Genomic DNA, 18783 nt, shown 5'->3' with positions numbered 1-18783 from the left:
CGATCCCGCGGTCCGGTCCGTGTCCATGTCGATCACGCGCGCGGTCAGAAGTCGACCTTGGCCGTCAGGCGCAGCGTGCGCGGCGCGCCGACGCCCAGCAGGCTGTTGCCGGCGGTGCTCCAGTAATCCTTGTTGGTCGCGTTGTCGAGGTTGGCCTGCAGGTTGACCGGCTTGTCGAAGATCCGCGTCTGGTAACGCGCGCCCAGCGAGAGCGTCTGATAACCGTCGACCCAGGCCTGGTTGGCGTTGTTCACCGCGCGCTTGCCGACGTGATACACGCCCGCGTTCAGCGACAGGCCGGGCACCATCGGCAGGCGGTACTCGCCGAACACGCTCAGCGTGTTCTTGGGCGTGTTCTCCGGCGTCTTGCCCAGCTCCAGCGGATTGGCCGTGCCGACCTTGGTGATCTCCGCGTCCAGCACGACGCCCGAGACGACCAGCGCGAAGTCGCGTCCGATCTCGCCGCTGGCGGAGAACTCCAGGCCGCGATACCGCGTCTCGCCGCCGACCTGGTAGACGTTGTTGATCGTCGTGGCCAGCGGTCGGTCCGTCTGGAACAGCGCCGTCTGCAGCAGCACCGCGCCGAGGCGCGCCTTCACGCCGATCTCATGCTGCTTGCTTACCGCCGGCGGCAGCACCTGGCCGAAGTTGGTGGTGTTCAGCGGCGCCGTGCCCGTCTCCTCCAGCCCGCGCAGCGCGCTGGCGTAGACGCTGAGGTTGCTCATCGGCTTCCACATCACCGAGACATTGGGCGTGACCTTGTCGGCGCGGTAGGTCGGCACCGGCGAGGACGGGTTGCTCGCCTCGCTGCGGTAGACCGTCTTGCGCAGGCCCGCCAGCACCTGCCACTGCTCGCCCAGCGACACGCGGTCGAAGACATACAGGCCGCGGTCGTTGACCTCGGACGGGAATCCGCTCTGCGTCAGCGTCGGGTTGACCGGCGCGATGTCCACCGGGTCGTACAGGTTCTGCGGCGTGCGCGCCGAGCCGTTGAGCCAACCCGCCGAGGCGCGGCGGTTGTAGGTCGCGCCCAGCGTCAGCTCATGGCCGATGCCGGCGGTGTCGAAGCGGCCGATGGCCTCGACGCGGTGGTTGGTGTTCGTGTACTCCTGGCCCTTGAGCACCGAGATGTTGGCCGTGCCCGCGCCGGTCTGCGTGTTGTAGTTGATCAGCGTCGTGTAGTTGCGGTCGCGCTGCGTGTTGGCGCGGCCGGACTCGACGCTCAGCACCCAGTCGTCGCTCAGCGCGAAGTCGCCGCGCACCAGCACGTTGGTCGCCTCGGCGTCGTAGCGGGCCCATTCGGGCGCGAAGTTGGTCGTGTTGGCGGGGATGCGCGGCAGCGTGATCACGCCGTTCACCGCGGCGGGCAGCGTGATCGCGCCCTGCTCGCTGACGTTCTTGCGGTAATGCTCGATGTCGACCTTGAAGTTGGCCCACGGCGTGGCGCGCCAGTCATAGGCGAGAGAGACCAGCTGGCGATCGCCCTTGAAGCGGTCGATGCCCGACTCTTCCTTGCTGGTGACCGCGTTGACGCGCAGGCCCATGCTGTCGTCAGCGCCGAAACGCCGGCCGATGTCCACATGCGCCTTGATGCCGCCGTGGTTGTTGAGCGTCGTGGTCAGCGAGGTGACCGGCGCGGGGCCCGCGCGCTTGGTCACGAAGTTCACGATGCCCGAGGGCGGCACCAGGCCGTAATACATCGACGACGCGCCCTTGAGCACCTCGACCTGTTCCTTGTCCTCGAGCGGGATGTCGATCAGGTTGACGATCGGCAGGTTGCCGTTGAGGCGGTAGTTGCCGCGGTTCTCCACGATGATCCCGCGGATGGACAGGTTGTCGTAGGTCGAGCCGCTCACCTGCGAGCGCGTCACGCCGGCGGTGTTCTTGAGCGCGTCGTACAGACCCTGCGCCGCTTGCGCGTCGAGCAGGTCGCGCGGCATGACGTTGTTGGTCAGCGGCACGTCCAGCGGGTCCTGGTCGCGGAAGGCGCCGACCTGCACCGTCGTCGGCGCGAAGGTCTTCCTGCGCACGCCGGTGACGACCACTTCGTCGAGCAGGCGCTTCGGCGCGGCCGCGTCCTTGGCGTCGGAGGCTGCGGGCGCGGCCGGCGTGGCCGCCACCGATTGCGCCGAGACGGCCATCGGCGCCACCGCGGCGATCGCCGCCAGCACGGACAGGGAGATCAGGGACAGGCGCGGCGTGGCGCCGTGCGCGGCACGGGAAACGATGGAGGACATGGACAAGGACCGGGGGACCGGGAAAGCGGGGGAGGTCGGTGGGTGGCCCGGGGGAGGGGTCACAGCTAGCGGATGCGATACGTTATCAAATGCGAACGGTTCGCAACATTCCGGGTACGGGAAAACGTGCGCAGGACGCGCGGGAGGTCCGCGATCCGGGTGAAACGGGGGATTCCGTGGCGGACGCGCCACCCCTTTCGAGGTAATCGCCCCGGCGGCCATCCCCCGCGGGTCCCCCTGCGGCGGGTGAGGAAGGGGTCCGATTCCTGCCAGACGACGACAGGGGCCCCAGCCTAGGATCCGTCGATCACCCGTCAGGAGCCCCCATGACCGCCGAAACCTCGCCCACGCCCGCCCACACACCTGCCCACACTCCTGCCCAGAGGACCGCCGCGCTCTTCGCGCTGCACGAGGGGCCCGGGCCTTTCGTCATCGCCAACGCCTGGGACATCGCCTCGGCGCGGATGCTGGAGACGGCGGGCTTTCGCGCGCTGGCGACCTCCAGCGCCGCGGCGGCCGAGGCCATCGGACGCCGCGACGGGCAGTTGTCGCGCGAGGAGACGATGGCGCACATCCGGCTGCTGGCCGGCGCGACCGGTCTGCCGCTCAGCGCCGACCTGGGCAACGGTTTCGGCCATCGCCCCGAGGACTGCGCGTTGACCATCCGCCAGGCCTTCGAGGCCGGCGCGGTCGGCGGCTCCATCGAGGATTCGTCCAGCGAGGGCGGCCCGCCCATCCTGGACTTCGATCTCGCGGTGGAGCGCATTGCGGCGGCGGTCGAGGCGGCGCGCGCGCTGCCGGTGCCCTTCCTGGTCACGGCGCGGTCGGAGAACTTCCTGCACGGCATCCAGGACCTGGACGACACGATCCGGCGCCTGCAGGCCTTCGAGCGCGCCGGCGCGGACGTGCTCTTCGCGCCGCTGCTGCCCAGCCTGGACGCGGTGCGGCAGGTCTGCGCGTCGGTCTCGCGACCGGTGAACTTCATGGCCGGCATCCCGGGGCGATCGTTCACGGTGCGCGAGCTGGGCGAGGCCGGCGTGAAGCGCGTGAGCCTCGCGATGTCGCTGTTCCGCCATGCGATGCAGGCGGCGCGCCTGGCCGCGGAGGAGATCCGCGATCACGGCACGTTCGGCTACCTGGACCGTTGAGGCCGCCGAGGCCGCTGACCCGCCCTTGGTTGGGGCCTTCGTTCGGGCCTTTGTTCAAGCCTTCGTTCAACCCACCGGCAGGTTGCTCGGCGCGGTCCTGAGCGCGGGCGCGTGGGCCTTGCGGCGGTACAGCTGCGCGGGCCGATGGCTGCCGCCGCTGAGCGCGCCGGGGATCTCCTCGATCACATCGAGCTCCTCGATGCGGCGGCGGAAGCCGCGCTTGTCCAGCGCGCCGCCCAGCACCTGCTCGTAGGTGCGCTGGAGCTCGCCGAGCGTGAATGCCGGCGGCATCAGGTGCAGCGGCAGCGAGGAGTACAAGGTCTTGGACCGCACCCGCTCGACGGCCGTGCGCAGGATCTGCGCATGGTCGAAGGGCAGCGAGCGCAATCCATCGACGGCGGCCCAGCGGAAACGATCACCCGCCGCCGCGTCGATCTCCGCCGGCACCACCGCGTAGTAGCTGACCGACAGCGACCAGCCGCGCGAGTCGCGGTGCATGCCCGAGAAGGTCCGCAGCTGTTCCAGATAGGGCGAGGCGATGCCGGTCTTCTCGCGCAGGATGCGCGCGGCGGCGTCGTCGGCGTCCTGGTCCTGGTCGGTGTGGACCCAGCCGCCGGGCAGCGTCCACGCGCCGGCGCTGGGCGCCTTGTCCCGCTGCGCGAGTCCCGCATGCAGCGCGCCCTGCTGCAAAGTGAGCAGGACGATGTCGACGGTGACGATGGGGCGTTCGAAGTCCACGGTGGGTTGGGGCGTCTTAGTGCGGCGAGGCACGAATCATAGCGACAACTCGTTTCATCCGCTAAACCCTGCTGGTGACTTTGTTCGTGCAAACGGGCACGAAGTGGGCTATGCTGGCGGCACGACATCCACGAAGCGATCACGGAGTTCCTCATGACCCCCCTCGTCACGCCCGTCACCCCCGTCCCGGCCAGCCAGCTGCTGATCGTCGATCCGCAGAACGACTTCTGCGACATCCCCGGCGCCACGCTGCCGGTGACCGGCGCCGACGCGGACATGAAGCGCCTGGCCGCCTGGGTGGACCAGGCCGGCGCGGCGCTCGCGGACATCGTCGTGACGCTGGACTCGCATCCCGTCTACGCGATCGAGCGCCCGGCGTTCTGGCGCCAGGGCGGTCCGGCAATGGACGGACCCGGCGTCGGCGGGGAGGCCGTCCTGCCCGTGGCGCCCTTCACGCAGATCCGCGCGGCGGACGTGCGCGAGGGCCGCTACTCGCCGCGCGACGCCGCGTTGCGTGAGGCGGTGCTGGCGTATCTCGACGCGCTGGAAGCCAGCCCCCGCAAGTACGTGCTGATGGTCTGGCCCACGCACTGCGTGGTCGGCACCTGGGGTCACAACGTGCACGGTGAGCTGGCCGCGGCGCTCGGCCGATGGGAAGCGACCCGGCTGCGCACCGTCGAGAAGGTGCTCAAGGGCCAGAACCCGATGACCGAGCAATACAGCGCGGTGCGCGCGGAGGTGCCGATCGACAGCGATCCCCGCACGCAGACCAACCACGCGGTGGTGAATCGCATCGTCGACTTCCCCGGTCTGACCTTCATCGCGGGCGAGGCCAGCAGCCATTGCGTCGCGGCGACGGCGGAGGATCTCTTCGCGGCGATGTCGCCGGAACGCCTCGCGCGCATCGTGCTGATCGAGGATGCGATGAGCCCGGTGGGCGGCTTCGAGGCGGGGGCGGGGAGCTTCCTCGATCGGGCTCGCGCGCTGGGCGTGCGCACGATGACGGCCGCGCAGGCGCTGGGCCTGCTGTCGGCTTGAGGAGCGCGCGCCATGACTGACGTTGCTGTTGCCCCGGTGATCGGCTCGCTGCTCGAGACCGATCTCTACAAGTTCACCATGTGGCAGACGCTGCTGCATGCCTTCCCGGCCAATGACGCCGAGTACCGCTTCGTGTGCCGCAACACGCCGGCCTTCCCGCTGGCCGAGCTCTGCGACGCGGTCAACCGCGAGCTCGATCACCTGTGCACGCTGAGCTTCAGTGACGAGGAACTGAGCTACCTCGGCGGACTGCGGTTCATGAAGTCCGACTTCATCGACTTCCTGCGGATCTTCCGATTCCAGCGGCGCTTCATCGAGGCGCGGCCCGGCGAGGGCGCCGAGTCCGGGCAGCTCGTCATCACGGCCCGTGGACCGCAGGTCCACGTGATGGGCTTCGAGATCTTCGTGCTGGCCATCGTGAACGAGCTCTACTTCCGTCGCCTGTGTGCAGGCCGCGAGGCCGAGGTGCTGGCCGAGGGCCGCGCGCGGCTGGGCGCCAAGATCGCGCGCCTGCGCGACTACGCCGCGTCGGTGCCCGAGGCGCTGGGCGCCGAGGCCGCGCCCTTCGAGTTCTTCGACTTCGGCCTGCGCCGCCGCTTCTCCGGCGCGTGGCAGGACGAGGTGGTGGCGACGCTCGCGCGCGAGATCCCGCAGGTCTTCAAGGGCAGCTCCAACGTCGCGCTGGCCCGTCGCCATGGGCTGCTGCCGATCGGCACGATGGCGCACGAGTACCTGCAGACCTTCCAGGCGGTCGGCGTGCAGCTGCGGCTGTCGCAGCGCGCGGCGCTGGAAGGCTGGGTCCAGGAGTTCCGCGGCGACCTCGGCATCGCGCTGACCGATGTGATCGGCATGGACGCGTTCCTCGCCGACTTCGACCTGTACTTCGCCAAGCTCTTCGACGGTCTTCGCCACGACAGCGGCGACCCGGTCGTGTGGGGCGAGAAGGCGCTGGCGCATTACGCCGCGCTGCGCATCGACCCGCGCGGCAAGCGGCTGGTGTTCAGCGACGGGCTGGACACGGCCGAGGCCTGCCGGCTGCACGCCCACTTCGCGCGCCGGGTGCCGGTGGGTTTCGGCATCGGCACGCACCTGAGCAACGACCTCGGCCCCAAGCCGCTGAACATCGTCATGAAGCTGGTGCGCTGCAACGGCCAGCCCGTGGCCAAGCTGTCCGACGCGCCCGGCAAGACCCTGTGCGACGACCAGACCTTCCTCGACTACCTGCGACAGGTCTTCGATGTGAAGGCTGGTGAGAAGGCCGATGTGAAGGCCGATGAGAAGGCCGAAGCCAAGGTCGCGGCGACGGTCGACATGAAGGAGTGAAGTCATGCTCAAGATCACCCTGGCCCAGATCAACCCGACCATCGGGGATCTGGACGGCAACCTGCGCCTGCACCTGGACGCGGCCCGGCGCGCGCTTCATGAAGGCGCCGATCTCGTCGTCTTCCCCGAGCTCTCGCTGACCGGCTACTACCCCGCCGACCTGCTCGACGAGGAAGACTTCCGCGACCGCCTGGACGCTGCGATGGCCGCGCTGCTCGAGGCGACGCGGGAGGTGTCCTCGCTGCACTGGGTCGTCGGCGTGCCGACGCGGCATGCGGGCCCCGGCAAGGCGTATCGCAACTCGCTGCTGGTGATCCGCGACGGCGAGGTGCTGCTCGACTATCACAAGCAGCTGCTGCCGACCTACAACGTCTTCGACGAGCGGCGGCATTTCGAGCCGGGGCCGGACGTCGCGCGGGTGCTGCGCATCGGCGGCACGCAGGTCGGGTTCATGATCTGCGAGGACGGCTGGAACGACGAGGGCAAGGACTACGCGGTCAATCCCTTCCAGCGGCTGGCCGACGCCGCGCCCGACCTGATTGTGTCGATCAACGCGAGCCCCAGTCACCTCGGCAAGCGCGAGCAGCGTCATGACGTGTTCCGCGCCGCCTGCTGGCGCCACCGCCTGCCGCTGGTGTTCGTGAACCAGGTCGGCGGACATGACCAGCTCGTGTATGACGGCGCGTCCTTCCTCATCGAGCCCGAACCGGGCGTGGTCTTCGAGGCGCGGCGTTTCGAGGAGGACCTCGTCACGCTGCGCTTCGAGACCGCGCGCGGCACCTTCGCCGCGCGCGACGGCGGCCCGCTGCCGGCGCCAGCCGGCCTCGAGCCGATGGCCTTCTACCGGCAGCAGATCGTCCTCGGCCTGCGCGACTACGCCCGGCGCTGCGGGTTCGATCGTGTCGTCGTGGGCTGCTCCGGCGGGATCGATTCGGCGCTGACGCTCGCGCTGGCCGCCGAGGCCTTCGGCCCGGACCGCGTGCTCGCGATCACGATGCCGTCGCGGTTCTCGTCGACCGGCAGCGTCGAGGATTCCCGCGCGCTGTGCGCCAACCTCGGCCTGGCGCTGGAGGTCTGCCCGATCGAGGACGTGGTGCGGCAGGTCAGCGATTCGATGGCGGCGAGCAGCCTGGCGCTCCGGCCGACCGGACTGGCATTGGAGAACCTGCAGGCGCGCGTGCGCGGCACGCTGCTGATGACGGTGTCCAACGCGCGCGGCCATCTGCTGCTGACGACCGGCAACAAGAGCGAGATCGCGGTCGGGTACTGCACGCTCTACGGCGACACGAACGGCGGCCTGGGCCTGATCGGCGATCTCTACAAGACCGAGGTCTTCGCCTTGTGCCGCCACCTCAACGAAGTCGCCGGCCGGGCGTTGATCCCCGAGGCGATCCTCGACAAGCCGCCGAGCGCGGAGCTTGCGCCCGATCAGCGCGACACCGACAGCCTGCCGCCCTACGAGGTGCTGGACGAAGTGCTCAAGTGGCTGATCGAGGGCGATCGGCTGGGCGGGCCGGAGCGCGAGGCCGCTGAAGCCGCGGTCGCGGCGCTGCGCGCCAGCGACGAAGGTCAGGCCCTGATCGCGCGGGTGAAGGGCATGGTCGCGCGCAACGAATACAAGCGCCGCCAGGCGCCGCCGATCGTGCGGCTGCGTGGCCGAGCCTTCGGCAGCGGCCGGCAATGGCCCATCGCGGCTCGGCATTACTGATCTCGGGCCCGTGGATGCTGCCGATGGAGACGGCGCCTCGCTTGCCCGATCGTATCGACTGAAAGGATCTCTTCATGACCCGCAAGACCGTGGCCGTGGTGGTCGGCCGGTGGCAACTCGTCCACCTGGGGCAGGAGGCGCTGTTCCAGGCGGCCTTCGGCCTGGCCGACGAGGTGATCGCCGTGCTGGGCTCGTCGCATCGGGCGCGCGATCCGCGCAATCCCTTTGTCCATGAGGAACGCCGGCAGATGCTGATGGCCAATCTCACGCCGGCGCAGCGCGAGCGGCTGCACGTGCTGCCGGTGCGCGACTACTTCGACGACCAGCGCTGGAATGCCGCCGTGGCGATGGGCGTGCAGGCGCTGGCCGGCGAGGGCGCGGACATCGTGCTGGTCGGCCATCACAAGGACCACACGAGCTACTACCTCCACGGCTTTCCGCGCTGGCGGCAGCAACTGGTCGATCGGCTCGCCGAGGTGGATGCGACCGCGATGCGCGAGGTGTTCTTCGAGGCCGACGATCCGGACGCCGCGCTGGCGGTGATGGCGCCCTACGTGAGCGCCCCGGTGCGCGCCTGGCTGCAGGCGTGGAGCCGCCTGCCCGAGTACCAGCGCCGCAAGACCGAGCACGCCGCCGTGCAGGCGTATCGGAAGAAGTACACGGCGGTGGCCTACATGACGGGCGACGCGGTCGTGACCGTCGGCGACCACGTGCTGCTGGTGCGGCGCAACGGACCGTTCGGCGAAGGCCTGTGGGCCTTGCCCGGCGGCCACCTCGATCGCGGCGAGAAACTCGTCGCCTGCGCGATCCGGGAGCTCATCGAGGAGACCGGCTTCCCGCTGATGCCGGCCTCGATCCTGGCGACGCTTGCAGGTGTGGAGACCTTCGAGGATCCGCTGCGCAGTCCGCGCGGCCGACTGATCTCGATGGCGCATCACTTCAAGTTCGGTCCGATGGCGAGCCTGCCGGAGGTCACGAGCAGTGACGAGACCAAGGAGTCGCGCTGGTTCCATCGCGACGAGCTGGCCGCGATGGAGCCGCAGCTCTTTGAGGACCACTTCGTGATCCTCGATCACTTCCTCGGGTTGATCGAGGACTGATCGAGGATTGATCGGCGGGCTACAGGGGCAGGCCGACGTAGTTCTCGGCCAGCACCTGCCGCGCGGCCTGCGAGCCCAGCACGTAGTCCAGCTCCGCGCTCTGCAGCCTCGCCTGGAACGCGGGTTCCTGGTCGAAGTTGTGCATCAGGCTGGTCAGCCACCACGAAAAGCGCTCGGCCTTCCATACGCGCGACAGGCAACGCGCCGAGTAGTGATCGAGCCCGGCGTCGCTGCGCTCGCGATAGTGCTCGATGAGGGCCTGCGACAGATAACGCACGTCGGAGGCCGCGAGGTTCAGCCCCTTCGCGCCGGTGGGCGGCACGATGTGGGCGGCGTCGCCCGCCAGGAACAGCCGGCCGAAGCGCATCGGCTCGGCGACGAAGCTGCGCAGCGGGGCGATGCTCTTCTCCAGCGACGGTCCGGTGACGAGTGCCGACGCCGTCTGCGGATCGAGCCGCGCGCGCAACTCGTCCCAGAAGCGCGTGTCGCTCCAGTCCTCGACGCGTTCGGTCAACGGGACCTGCAGGTAGTAGCGGCTGCGCGTTGCCGAGCGCATGCTGCACAGGCTGAATCCGCGCGCGTGGCGGCTGTAGATCAGCTCGTCGGAGACGGGCGGCGTGTCGCTGAGCAGGCCCAGCCAGCCAAAGGGATAGACCTTCTCGAAGAGCCGGATCGCGTCGGCGGGCACGCTCGCGCGGCAGACCCCGTGGAAGCCGTCGCAGCCGGCGATGAAGTCGGCGGTGATCTCGATGGCTTCGCCGCGCACCGTGCAGCGGGCCACGGGGTGATCGCCGTCAAAGCCCTCGATGCAGACATCGGCCGCTTCGTACAGCGTCGGCAGGTCCGCTGCCGCGCGCGCGGTCATCAGGTCGCGGGTGACCTCGGTCTGGCCATAGACCAGCACCGTGCGTCCGCCGGTGAGCGCGCGCAGATCGATCCGATGCCGCACACCGTCCACGGCCAGCGCGAAGCCGTCGTGCACGAGGCCCTCGGCCTGCATGCGCGCGCCGACGCCGGCTTCATTCATCAGCTCGGCCGTGCCCTGTTCGAGCACGCCGGCGCGGATGCGCGACAGGACGTGCTCGCCGCTCTGGCGCTCGACGATCACGGTGTCGATGCCGGCGCGGTGCAGCAGTTGTCCGAGCAGCAGTCCCGACGGCCCGGCGCCGACGATGAGCACCTGGGTGCGCAGTGTCTTCATGAGGTGTCCGGCCTTCTGACGAGGCGCGTCGTGTGTCTCCGATGAGCGAAGACTACGGCCGGGCCCCAGGACCGTGAATGGACGGGCCGCGCGTCGGCTTGCACAATCGGAACCCATGTCCGACACACCGTCTTCCCGATCGACGCGCCGCCGCGTGACGGCCACACCTGTCTATGCGCTCTACGGCGAGGATGGGCGTTCACCGGCGCTGGATGGGCTGCATCTGGAATCGATCGCGGATCGAAGCCGCTTGCACAATTGGGAAATCCAGCCCCATCGGCATGGCGCGCTGGTCCAGTTGCTGCTGATCGAGCGTGGCCGTGTCACGGTGCGCATGGACGAGACCGAGGCGGTGCTGCGTGCGCCCGCGCTGGTCTGGGTGCCGGCGCTGGCGGTGCACGGCTTCCGTTTCGCGCCGGAGACGCAAGGGCTGGTGGTGACGCTGGATCAGGGCCGGCTGCGGGACCTGCTCGATCACCTGCCCGATTTATTGGAGAGCCTGACCGAGCCGCGGCTCGTGGCGCTGGAGCGCGGCGCGACGGTGACGCGCGCGCTGTTCGCCGTCGGCCACGGCCTGCGCGAGGACTACGCCGACGCGCGGGCGTGGCGGGCGCCGTCGCTGGACCACGCCGTGGCCTGGCTCGCGACCCAGGCCGCGCGTTTCCCTGCCGAGCGTGTCCCGGCGGGCGAGGGCGCCAGTTCCTCGCATGCGATCGAAGGCCGTGCGCTGCAGCACCTCGCGCGGTATCGCGAGCAGGTGGAGCGCCATTTCCGCCGCCAGCCCTCGGTCGCCGAGTTGACCGCGCCGCTGGGCATCACCGCGACGCAGCTGAATCGGCTGTGCCGGCGGCATCTGCAGTGCTCAGCGCTGGCGGTGCTGCACCAGCGCGTGCTGCTCGAAGCGAAGCGGGAGCTGGGCTACACGAACCTGATGGTCCGCCAGATCGCCGATGGACTCGGCTTCGCGGACCCGGCCTACTTCACGCGCTTCTTCGTGAAGCTCACCGGCCGCTCGCCCAGCGACTGGCGGGCGCAGTCCGGTGAGCGCTGAGGTCAGAGAGCCAGATCGCTCAGCCCGGGATGGTCGTTGGGCCGGCGGCCTTGCGGCCAGAAGAACTTGCGGTCCTCGGCCTTGATCGGCTGGTCGTTGATGCTGGCGTGGCGGTGCGTCATCAGGCCGTTCTCGTCGAAGGCCCAGTTCTCGTTGCCGTGGCTGCGATACCAGTTGCCGGCGTCGTCGCGCCATTCGTAGGCGAAGCGCACGGCGATGCGGTTGCCGTCGTGCGCCCAGAGTTCCTTGATCAGGCGGTAGTCGAGTTCGCGCACCCACTTGCGCTCGAGGAAGGCCTGCGCCTCGGCGCGGCCGCGCGGGAACTCCGCGCGGTTGCGCCACTGCGTGTCCGGGCTGTAGGCCAGCACGATGCGCGCGGGATCGCGGCTGTTCCAGGCATCCTCGGCGAGGCGGATCTTCTGGATCGCGGTCTCGCGGGTGAATGGGGGTAGGGGCGGTCGGGTGTCCATGGCAGGGCTTTCGTGGAGGGTGGCGTCAGGCAGCGATCGGGTGCGTGTCCCTTGTAGACAGGTCTGTCTACATTGCGTATTCTGGTCGATGTAGACAGCTCTGTCTACAATGGCCGAATGAACGACACCGTCGGCAGCGTGGACATCGGCGAGCTGCCCGCCCGCGATCGCATCCTGCGCAGCGCGCACGACCTGTTCTATGCGGACGGCATCCGTGCGACCGGTATCGACAAGGTGATCGCCGAGTCCGGCGTGACCAAGGTGACCTTCTATCGGCACTTCCCGAGCAAGAACGACCTGATCGTGGCCTACCTCGACCTGCGCCACGCGCGCTGGATGGCGTGGTTCACGGGCGCGCTGGAGCGCCATGGCGGCGAGCGGCGCGGCGCGTCGGCGCTGGTGCCGGCGATGGGCGAGTGGTTCCGGGGGGAGGCGCTGGGCGACTTCCGCGGCTGCGCCTTCCTCAACGGCGTTGGCGAGATGGGCCCCGCGCTGCCCGAGGTCGTGGCGATCACGCGCGCTCACAAGCAGGACATGACGGACGCGATCGCCGCGTTGTTGCCGGCGTCGCGCCAGCGGCGCAAGGTCGCCGCGGCGCTGGCCGTGGCCGTCGATGGCGCGATCGTGCAGGCGCAGTACGCGGCGGATGTCGCGGCGGTGCTCAAGGGCCTGCAGGTGATCGTCGAGGCGGTGGCGGCCGACGCGCTTTGACGTGCTTTGACGCGCGGAGGCGCGCCGGGCGACACAGCCACGGCGCGCGCTGCGGCTCAGTGCGCGGCTCGCCCGCCGGGCTGGGAAGTCGAGGGGAAACGCGCAAGCGTCGGCGCGGCGGCAGGCCTACGCTGCCTCGGCCGCGGAAGTCCGCCAGGGGCGCTCCGCGTCGAACCTCATTCCTCCAAGGAGACCGCGATGGATCGACGTTCCCTGCTTCACACCTCGGCCGCGATGGCCGCCGGCGCCGTGTCCGGCTGCGCGCTGCCGGGCCAGGCCCAGTCCTCGGCGAAGACCCCGTTCGAGGTCGCCGCGACGACGGTCCCCATCGTCGGCAGCGACCAGCGCTTCCCCGTGCGCCGCATCTATTGCATCGGCCGCAACTACGCGGCGCATGCGCGCGAGATGGGCAGCGACCCGACGCGCGAGCCGCCGTTCTTCTTCCAGAAGCCCTCGGATGCGATCCAGAACGTCGCGCCGGGCACGGTCGCCGATCACGCCTATCCGACGCTGACGAAGAACTATCACTATGAATGCGAGCTGGTGGCCGCGCTGCACAAGGGCGGCCGCGACATCGCGCCGGAGCAGGCGCTGGATTGCGTCTTCGGTTACGCGATCGGGTTGGACATGACCCGGCGCGACCTGCAGCGCGGCATGGGCGACCAGAAGAAGCCCTGGGAGATCGGCAAGAGCTTCGATCATTCCGCGCCGATCGGCCCCATCCACCCGGTCGCGCGGCTGGGCGGTCATCCCGCGAAGGGATCGATCTGGCTCAAGGTGAACGGGCAGACCAAGCAGGACGCGGACCTCAGCCAGATGATCTGGAGCGTCGCCGAGCAGATCGCACAGCTGTCGCGCGCGTTCGAGCTCCAGCCCGGCGACCTCATCTACAGCGGTACGCCTGAGAACGTCGGTCCGGTGGTGCGCGGCGATGTCATCGACTGCCATATCGACGGGCTGCCGAACCTGGGTTTGAAGATCGTCTAAGGGGCGCCTGACGATCGTCCAATGCTCCTCCTTCGGCGGGGGAGGGGCCGCGACAGGGGGCCGCCACAAAGGGGGCTGCCTCATTGCGCAGCACCCCAATCAAATCCTTGCCGTGACAAGCACTTGCAGCATCCTTGCCCGGGCAGCCAACAGACTTGTCCACAGAGGCCGTGGACAGTCTGGCGCGTCGGTGCACAACCGGTGGGCACTGTGAGCAACTTCCAGGAGGAACGCCGTTTGCCCACCGAGCGCGGCTTGGCCGTCAAGACCTGACGCTCGCAGACCGCCCACGTTTTCCGGCTGCCTTGTTTTGAGGCATAGCAAGTATTCCCGTACGGCGACAAGCACTTGCGGCGGCCCTGCAGAGGCAGCCAACAGAGTTGTCCACAGTACGCGGGGATAGTCCGTGCCGCTGGAAATACCCCGCCGGATGAGCCGTTCGGATTACTGCCTCATTTCAAGGCACTGCAATGAATTCCGTGACGAATCAACGGCTTGCAGCATTGCTGCCCGTTGAGCCAACAGACTTGTCCACAGAAGCCGTGGACAGCGCCCGCGCGGGGGCGCCGGGCAGTTCGAGGCGCGCCTCGAGTCCCCCCTCGGTCCGGTTGTGCAGCGACAACCGTCCCCCCATCGCGGTGGCCAGCTGCTGGGCGATCGCCAGGCCCAGGCCCGTGCCGCCGGTGTCGCGGTTGCGGGAGGTCTCCAGCCGGTGGAAGGGCTTGAACACTGCCTGCAGCTGGTCCTCCGGGATGCCGGGGCCGCGGTCCAGCACGGCGATCGTCAGACGCGGGGCCGGGTCTTGTTCGGTCGTGCGCGCGACCTGGATCTCCGCCTGGCCGCCGAAGGCCAGCGCGTTGTCCACCAGGTTGACCAGGATGCGCTTGAGCGCCTGCGGCTGGGCCATCAGCGGCGCGCCCGCGTCGCCGCGCAGCGTGACCGCCTCGCCAGCGTCCTCGTAGTCGCCCACCAGGCTCGCCAGCAGCGCGCCGACATCCAGGCGCGCCGCGGGTTCCGAAGTCCCATGCAGCGTGCGCGCGTAGGTGACGCCCTCGCGCACCAGCACCTGCATCGCGTTGAGGTCGTGGTGGAACTTGTCGCGCAGCGCCTCGTCGGCCATCAGGTCGGCGCGCAGCCGCATGCGGGTGATCGGGGTCTGCAGGTCGTGCGAGATGGCCGCGAGGATCTCGACCCGTTCGGCCGTGTAGCCGGCGATGCGTTGCTGCATCGCGTTGAACGCACGCGCGGCGCGGGCGATCTCGGCCGGTCCCTCCTCGGGGATCAGGCGCGGCGTGAGGTCCGGTCCCAGGTCATCCGCCGCGGTCGCCAGCGCATGCAGCGGCCGCGTGACCAGCCGCACCACGGCCCAGGTGCACAGCGCCAGCACCAGCAGCTGCGCGCCCAGCACCCACATGACCCATTCGGGCACCGGCATGTCGACGCGGCGCGCATGCACGGTGACCGGCGCGCCGTCGCTCAGGCGCACCAGCAGCTCATAGCGGCGCGGGCCGACCTGCGCGACCCGCTCGATGGGGAAGGGCCGCATCGCCTGCGTGAGCGCGTCGACGAAGGCGCCGCTGAATTCGCTGGGGTCGACCGGGCCCGCCTTCGGATCGATCTCCGCGGCCAGCGCGAAGCGGTAGTTGGGCCGCTCCAGCCGATCCAGCCAGGCGGCGCGCTCGGTGGGAGGCAGTCGGTCGAGCACTGCCACGCCGGTGGCGATGTCGCGCTCGACGCCCGACATCATCAGCGTGCGCAGCGCCATCGAGCGCTCCTGCCGGATCGCGACATAGGCCAGCGCCTGCGCGATCGCGATGCCCATCACCATCAGCCAGAACACGCGCGCGAACAGCGTGCGCGGCCCGAAGCGCCGCTTGCCCGCGGCCGGCGAGGCCGGCGTGGTGCCAGCCGGCGAGGCGGAAGAGCCGGAAGAGCCGGGAGAAGCGCTCATGCGCGCTCGGTCGCCAGCGCGCGCTGCACGAAGTCCAGCCGGTCCTGGCCCCAGAACAGCTCGCCGTCGATGACGTAGCTCGGCGCGCCGAAGAGGCTCGCGTCGATGCCGCGCTGGGTGTTGGCGTCGTACTGCGCGCCGATGTCGGCGTCCGTGGACCGCGTCAGGCGCTCGGCCGGCAGGCCTTGCTCGGTGAGGATCGCGGTGAGCGTCACGTCATCGGCGATGTCGCGCTGCTGTTCCCAGACGGCATTGAGCAGCGCGCCGGTGAGGCGCATCGCGGCGTCGGCGCCATCGATCTGGTCGACCGCGATGATCAGCCGCGCGGCCTTGTGCGGCGCGACCGGGAAGTGCTGGGGCTCGACGTGCATCGGCTTGCCCAGGTGGGTGGAGAAGCGTCGCAGCTCCAGCAGCCGATAGGCCTGGCGCTGCGCGGGACGCTGCGAGAGTGGCAGGCCGCCGGAGACCTCGAAGACCTTGAGCAGGTCGACCGGGATCAGCCGCACGGTGGCGCCGGCCTCGCGCGCGATGGCGGCGAAGCGCTCGTGACCAAGGTAGGTCCAGGGACTGTGCGGGGCGAAGAAGTAGTCGATGACGCGGCTCACGGGGATCTCCGATGCAGACTGAAGGCGGGCGGTGTTTCCCCCTCTCCCGCTTGCGGGAGAGGGAGGGGTGAGGGCCAGTGGCCGTCGCAGGGCGCGGTGCGCAGGCTGGTTTATAGGCTGGTCCCGCGCGCTTGTGGACAGCTTTGTATGGCTGTGTATCCATCCCCCATGCGGGAGACACAACATTGCCGCATCGGACACAGGCGAGGCGCGCCCCGGTACATTGCGCTCCATCCCCGCCTTCTGCCTCGCGCCGCTCCCTCATGCAGACCACCGCGCCCACCCAGGACCACGTGCTGATCGTCGATGACGACCGCGAGATCCGCGAGCTGCTCACGACCTACCTGACCCGCAACGGCCTGCGCGTGACGGCGGTGCCCACCGGTCGCCACATGCGCATCGCCATGGAGACGGCCGGTCCCTTCGACCTGGTGATCCTGGACCTGATGCTGCCGGGCGAGGACGGCCTGTCGCTGTGCCGCGACCTGCGCGCGGGCCGGCACAAGGCCACGCCGGTGATCATGCTGACCGCCCGCGGGGACGAGGCCGATCGCATCCTCGGATTGGAGATGGGCGCGGACGATTACCTGGCCAAGCCCTTCGCGGCGCGCGAACTGCTGGCCCGCATCAAGTCGGTGTTGCGCCGCGCGCGGATGCTGCCGCCCAACATGCGCTCGACCGACGAGTCTCCGCGGCTGGCGTTCGGCGAATGGGTGCTCGACACGGTGGAGCGCCACCTGATCGACGAGCAGGGCACCGTCGTACCGCTCAGCGGCGCGGAGTACCGGCTGCTGCGCGTGTTCCTGGACCACCCGCAACGGGTGCTCAGCCGCGATCAGCTGCTGGGCCTGACGCAGGGGCGCGAGGCCGAGCTCTTCGAGCGGTCGATCGACCTGCTGGTGAGCCGCATCCGGCAGCGGCTGCGCGACGACGCGCGCGAGCCGCGCTACATCAAGACGGTCCGCAGCGAGGGCTACGTGCTGTCGATGGGCGTCGAGGGCCGCGACTGACGCGGCCGCCCCGGGGACGCGACGCCGCGCCCCCCGATCGTCGATGTCAACCGGGCTGCTTGAGCAGCGCCTGGATCTGCGCCTCGGTCTGCTGATACGCGCCTTCGCCGAAGTGCGTGTAGACGACCTTGCCCTGCTTGTCGATGAGATACAGCGCCGGCCAGTAGCGGTTGCTGTAGTTGCGCCAGGTCTTGAAGTCGTTGTCCTGCGCGACCGCGTGCTTGATGCCCAGCCGCGCGATCGCGTCCTTCAGGCCCGCGAGCGACTTCTCTTCCTCGTACTCCGGCGAATGCACGCCGATGACCACCAGGCCTTGGTCCTTGTACTTCTCGTGCCAGGACTTCACCGAGGGCAGCGCGTTCAGGCAGTTGATGCAGGTGTAGGTCCAGAAGTCCACCAGCACGACCTTGCCGCGCAGTTCCTCCATCTTCAGCGGCGGGCTGTTGATCCAGGTCTGGATGCCGTCGAAGGCCGGCGCGGGCTTGCCGGTCATGCCCCCGCCGCCCAGCAGCGAGGCCGCGGCGGCCTCCGGGCTCAGCGACGGGATCGAGAACGCGAGCGCCGCGGCGGCGGCCACGCCGGCCAGTGCCAGCGGGATCAGGGAGCGACGGGTGCTTGTCATGGGGAATTCCTTTCCAGTCGGGCAGCGAGGTGCTGCGATGGAACGGATTCTTCGCAGGCGGCCGCGGTCCGGCCAGCGCCAGCGTATGCCTGTGTATCCGCCCTGGGAAGGAAAGACGATCCGTTGCGTGCCGCTACACGTCCCGCGTCCGCGGGCGCTCAGCGCAACAGATGCAGCGCGACGTCCGTGAGCTCGAGCTTGAAGCGCTCGGGCTCGTCGGGCAGCGTGGACACGGCGCGCAGCACATGGGCATAGGCCACCGTCTTGCTGATGCCCTGCATCAGCAGCGAGAACAGCAACGCCGGATCGCAGCGCCGCAGCTCGCCCGCGTCCATCGCGTCGCTGAACAGCGGCAGGCAGACGTCGTGGAAGGGCCGCACCATGGTGTCGACCAGCACGTTGAGCCGCTCGCCTTCCTCGGTCGCCGCAGTGGAGAAGAAGATCCCGATGTCGGGCTGATCGAAGACGCGGTCGATGAACGCGAGCAGGCAGCCCTCGACCCGCGCGCGCGGCGACAGCGAGGCGTCCGCGCGCAAGGCGGCCGCGGTCTCGAGCATCGGGTCCAGCAGCTGCTTGATCTGCTCGACGACGGCCAGCCACAACGCCTCCTTGGAGCCGAAGTGGTGGGCGATCAGCGCGGGGTCGACCTCAGCCTGGCGCGCGATCTCGCGCACGCTGGTGGCCTCGTAGCCGCGCAGCGCGAAGATGCGCCGCGCCGTGCGCAGCAAGTTGTCCGCGCCTTGTGCACATTCCGCGCTCGGCCGCCCGCGGCGCCGCGCAGTCCCGACCGACCGCGGGGTCTTGCTCATTCGATGCCCCTGTTTGTTATATTCATCACCTGTTGAATTATCTCAGGCTTGGACGCCGGATTGTCGGCGGACGT

At 69.5% G+C, this 18783-nt stretch carries 17 protein-coding genes; 9 read left to right on the top strand and 8 right to left on the bottom strand.

Going from position 1 to position 18783, the window contains the following annotated elements:
- Positions 1–44 precede the first annotated feature (44 nt).
- Complete coding sequence (locus ACNI65_RS18475) at positions 45–2237, bottom strand: TonB-dependent receptor (protein WP_416758528.1); 2193 nt, start codon at positions 2235–2237, stop codon at positions 45–47.
- 326 nt (positions 2238–2563) lie between these two features.
- Between ACNI65_RS18475 and ACNI65_RS18470 the strand changes: the two genes are divergently transcribed.
- The gene (locus ACNI65_RS18470) at positions 2564–3385 is read left to right on the top strand and encodes an isocitrate lyase/PEP mutase family protein (RefSeq protein ID WP_416758526.1); all 822 of its coding nucleotides are present in this window, start codon (positions 2564–2566) and stop codon (positions 3383–3385) included.
- 66 nt (positions 3386–3451) lie between these two features.
- On the opposite strand, the gene ACNI65_RS18465 is transcribed toward ACNI65_RS18470, so the two are convergent.
- The gene (locus tag ACNI65_RS18465; RefSeq protein WP_416758525.1) at positions 3452–4123 is read right to left on the bottom strand and encodes an NUDIX hydrolase; all 672 of its coding nucleotides are present in this window, start codon (positions 4121–4123) and stop codon (positions 3452–3454) included.
- 153 nt (positions 4124–4276) lie between these two features.
- Between ACNI65_RS18465 and ACNI65_RS18460 the strand changes: the two genes are divergently transcribed.
- From ACNI65_RS18460 to ACNI65_RS18445, 4 genes are all read left to right on the top strand, one after another.
- Entirely contained in the window at positions 4277–5161 is an 885-nt protein-coding gene (locus ACNI65_RS18460) for a cysteine hydrolase (protein WP_416758524.1), read from the top strand.
- 12 nt (positions 5162–5173) lie between these two features.
- Complete coding sequence (gene pncB, locus ACNI65_RS18455; RefSeq protein ID WP_416758522.1) at positions 5174–6484, top strand: nicotinate phosphoribosyltransferase; 1311 nt, start codon at positions 5174–5176, stop codon at positions 6482–6484.
- 4 nt (positions 6485–6488) lie between these two features.
- Positions 6489–8192, top strand: coding sequence for an NAD+ synthase (locus tag ACNI65_RS18450; RefSeq protein ID WP_416758520.1), 1704 nt, complete (start codon positions 6489–6491; stop codon positions 8190–8192).
- A 74-nt stretch (positions 8193–8266) separates the two neighbouring features.
- Positions 8267–9292: an NUDIX domain-containing protein gene (locus ACNI65_RS18445; protein ID WP_416758519.1), complete on the top strand. Its 1026-nt coding sequence runs from the start codon at positions 8267–8269 to the stop codon at positions 9290–9292.
- Positions 9293–9311: 19 nt separating this feature from the next.
- Here the strand turns inward: ACNI65_RS18445 and pobA are convergent, their stop codons facing one another.
- Entirely contained in the window at positions 9312–10484 is a 1173-nt protein-coding gene (gene pobA / locus ACNI65_RS18440) for a 4-hydroxybenzoate 3-monooxygenase (protein WP_416763652.1), read from the bottom strand.
- Positions 10485–10608: 124 nt separating this feature from the next.
- Here pobA and ACNI65_RS18435 point away from each other — a divergent pair, with 124 nt between their 5' ends.
- Positions 10609–11544 (top strand): helix-turn-helix domain-containing protein, encoded by a 936-nt coding sequence (locus tag ACNI65_RS18435; RefSeq protein ID WP_416758517.1) that lies wholly within the window; start codon positions 10609–10611, stop codon positions 11542–11544.
- A 2-nt stretch (positions 11545–11546) separates the two neighbouring features.
- Here ACNI65_RS18435 and ACNI65_RS18430 read toward each other — a convergent pair whose 3' ends face one another.
- Positions 11547–12014 carry a DUF1348 family protein gene (locus ACNI65_RS18430; RefSeq protein ID WP_416758516.1) on the bottom strand — a complete coding sequence of 156 codons (468 nt, stop codon included), beginning with the start codon at positions 12012–12014 and terminating at the stop codon, positions 11547–11549.
- 117 nt (positions 12015–12131) lie between these two features.
- Here ACNI65_RS18430 and ACNI65_RS18425 point away from each other — a divergent pair, with 117 nt between their 5' ends.
- Together ACNI65_RS18425 and ACNI65_RS18420 are read left to right on the top strand one after the other, a co-directional pair.
- The gene (locus ACNI65_RS18425; protein WP_416758514.1) at positions 12132–12725 is read left to right on the top strand and encodes a TetR/AcrR family transcriptional regulator; all 594 of its coding nucleotides are present in this window, start codon (positions 12132–12134) and stop codon (positions 12723–12725) included.
- 198 nt (positions 12726–12923) lie between these two features.
- The gene (locus tag ACNI65_RS18420; protein ID WP_416758513.1) at positions 12924–13712 is read left to right on the top strand and encodes a fumarylacetoacetate hydrolase family protein; all 789 of its coding nucleotides are present in this window, start codon (positions 12924–12926) and stop codon (positions 13710–13712) included.
- A gap of 487 nt (positions 13713–14199) precedes the next feature.
- Here the strand turns inward: ACNI65_RS18420 and ACNI65_RS18415 are convergent, their stop codons facing one another.
- Positions 14200–15663, bottom strand: a complete 1464-nt coding sequence (locus tag ACNI65_RS18415; protein WP_416758511.1) for an ATP-binding protein — start codon at positions 15661–15663, stop codon at positions 14200–14202.
- Entirely contained in the window at positions 15660–16268 is a 609-nt protein-coding gene (locus ACNI65_RS18410) for a 2-hydroxychromene-2-carboxylate isomerase (RefSeq protein WP_416758510.1), read from the bottom strand. Before ACNI65_RS18410 ends, ACNI65_RS18415 begins: the two co-directional genes overlap by 4 nt.
- 263 nt (positions 16269–16531) lie before the next feature.
- Between ACNI65_RS18410 and ACNI65_RS18405 the strand changes: the two genes are divergently transcribed.
- The gene (locus tag ACNI65_RS18405) at positions 16532–17278 is read left to right on the top strand and encodes a response regulator (protein ID WP_416758508.1); all 747 of its coding nucleotides are present in this window, start codon (positions 16532–16534) and stop codon (positions 17276–17278) included.
- Between the two features lie 46 nt (positions 17279–17324).
- Here the strand turns inward: ACNI65_RS18405 and ACNI65_RS18400 are convergent, their stop codons facing one another.
- Positions 17325–17900, bottom strand: a complete 576-nt coding sequence (locus ACNI65_RS18400; RefSeq protein WP_416758507.1) for a thioredoxin family protein — start codon at positions 17898–17900, stop codon at positions 17325–17327.
- Between the two features lie 158 nt (positions 17901–18058).
- Positions 18059–18628: a TetR/AcrR family transcriptional regulator gene (locus tag ACNI65_RS18395; protein ID WP_416758506.1), complete on the bottom strand. Its 570-nt coding sequence runs from the start codon at positions 18626–18628 to the stop codon at positions 18059–18061.
- Positions 18629–18783 lie beyond the last annotated feature (155 nt).

Origin of the sequence: Roseateles sp. So40a (assembly GCF_048081605.1) — a bacterium.
Classification (GTDB): domain Bacteria; phylum Pseudomonadota; class Gammaproteobacteria; order Burkholderiales; family Burkholderiaceae_C; genus Roseateles.
Note: the sequence above shows the minus strand (reverse complement) of the source record. Positions and strands in the feature narration are given on the sequence as shown.

Coding starts and splice junctions, on each gene's coding strand:
- ACNI65_RS18430 (WP_416758516.1), bottom strand. CDS start 12,014: ATGGACACCCGACCGCCCCTACCCCCATTCACCCGCGAGACCGCGATC.
- ACNI65_RS18450 (WP_416758520.1), top strand. CDS start 6,489: ATGCTCAAGATCACCCTGGCCCAGATCAACCCGACCATCGGGGATCTG.
- ACNI65_RS18405 (WP_416758508.1), top strand. CDS start 16,532: ATGCAGACCACCGCGCCCACCCAGGACCACGTGCTGATCGTCGATGAC.
- ACNI65_RS18445 (WP_416758519.1), top strand. CDS start 8,267: ATGACCCGCAAGACCGTGGCCGTGGTGGTCGGCCGGTGGCAACTCGTC.
- ACNI65_RS18435 (WP_416758517.1), top strand. CDS start 10,609: ATGTCCGACACACCGTCTTCCCGATCGACGCGCCGCCGCGTGACGGCC.
- ACNI65_RS18470 (WP_416758526.1), top strand. CDS start 2,564: ATGACCGCCGAAACCTCGCCCACGCCCGCCCACACACCTGCCCACACT.
- ACNI65_RS18400 (WP_416758507.1), bottom strand. CDS start 17,900: ATGACAAGCACCCGTCGCTCCCTGATCCCGCTGGCACTGGCCGGCGTG.
- ACNI65_RS18420 (WP_416758513.1), top strand. CDS start 12,924: ATGGATCGACGTTCCCTGCTTCACACCTCGGCCGCGATGGCCGCCGGC.
- pncB (WP_416758522.1), top strand. CDS start 5,174: ATGACTGACGTTGCTGTTGCCCCGGTGATCGGCTCGCTGCTCGAGACC.
- ACNI65_RS18475 (WP_416758528.1), bottom strand. CDS start 2,237: ATGTCCTCCATCGTTTCCCGTGCCGCGCACGGCGCCACGCCGCGCCTG.
- ACNI65_RS18425 (WP_416758514.1), top strand. CDS start 12,132: ATGAACGACACCGTCGGCAGCGTGGACATCGGCGAGCTGCCCGCCCGC.
- ACNI65_RS18460 (WP_416758524.1), top strand. CDS start 4,277: ATGACCCCCCTCGTCACGCCCGTCACCCCCGTCCCGGCCAGCCAGCTG.
- ACNI65_RS18415 (WP_416758511.1), bottom strand. CDS start 15,663: ATGAGCGCTTCTCCCGGCTCTTCCGGCTCTTCCGCCTCGCCGGCTGGC.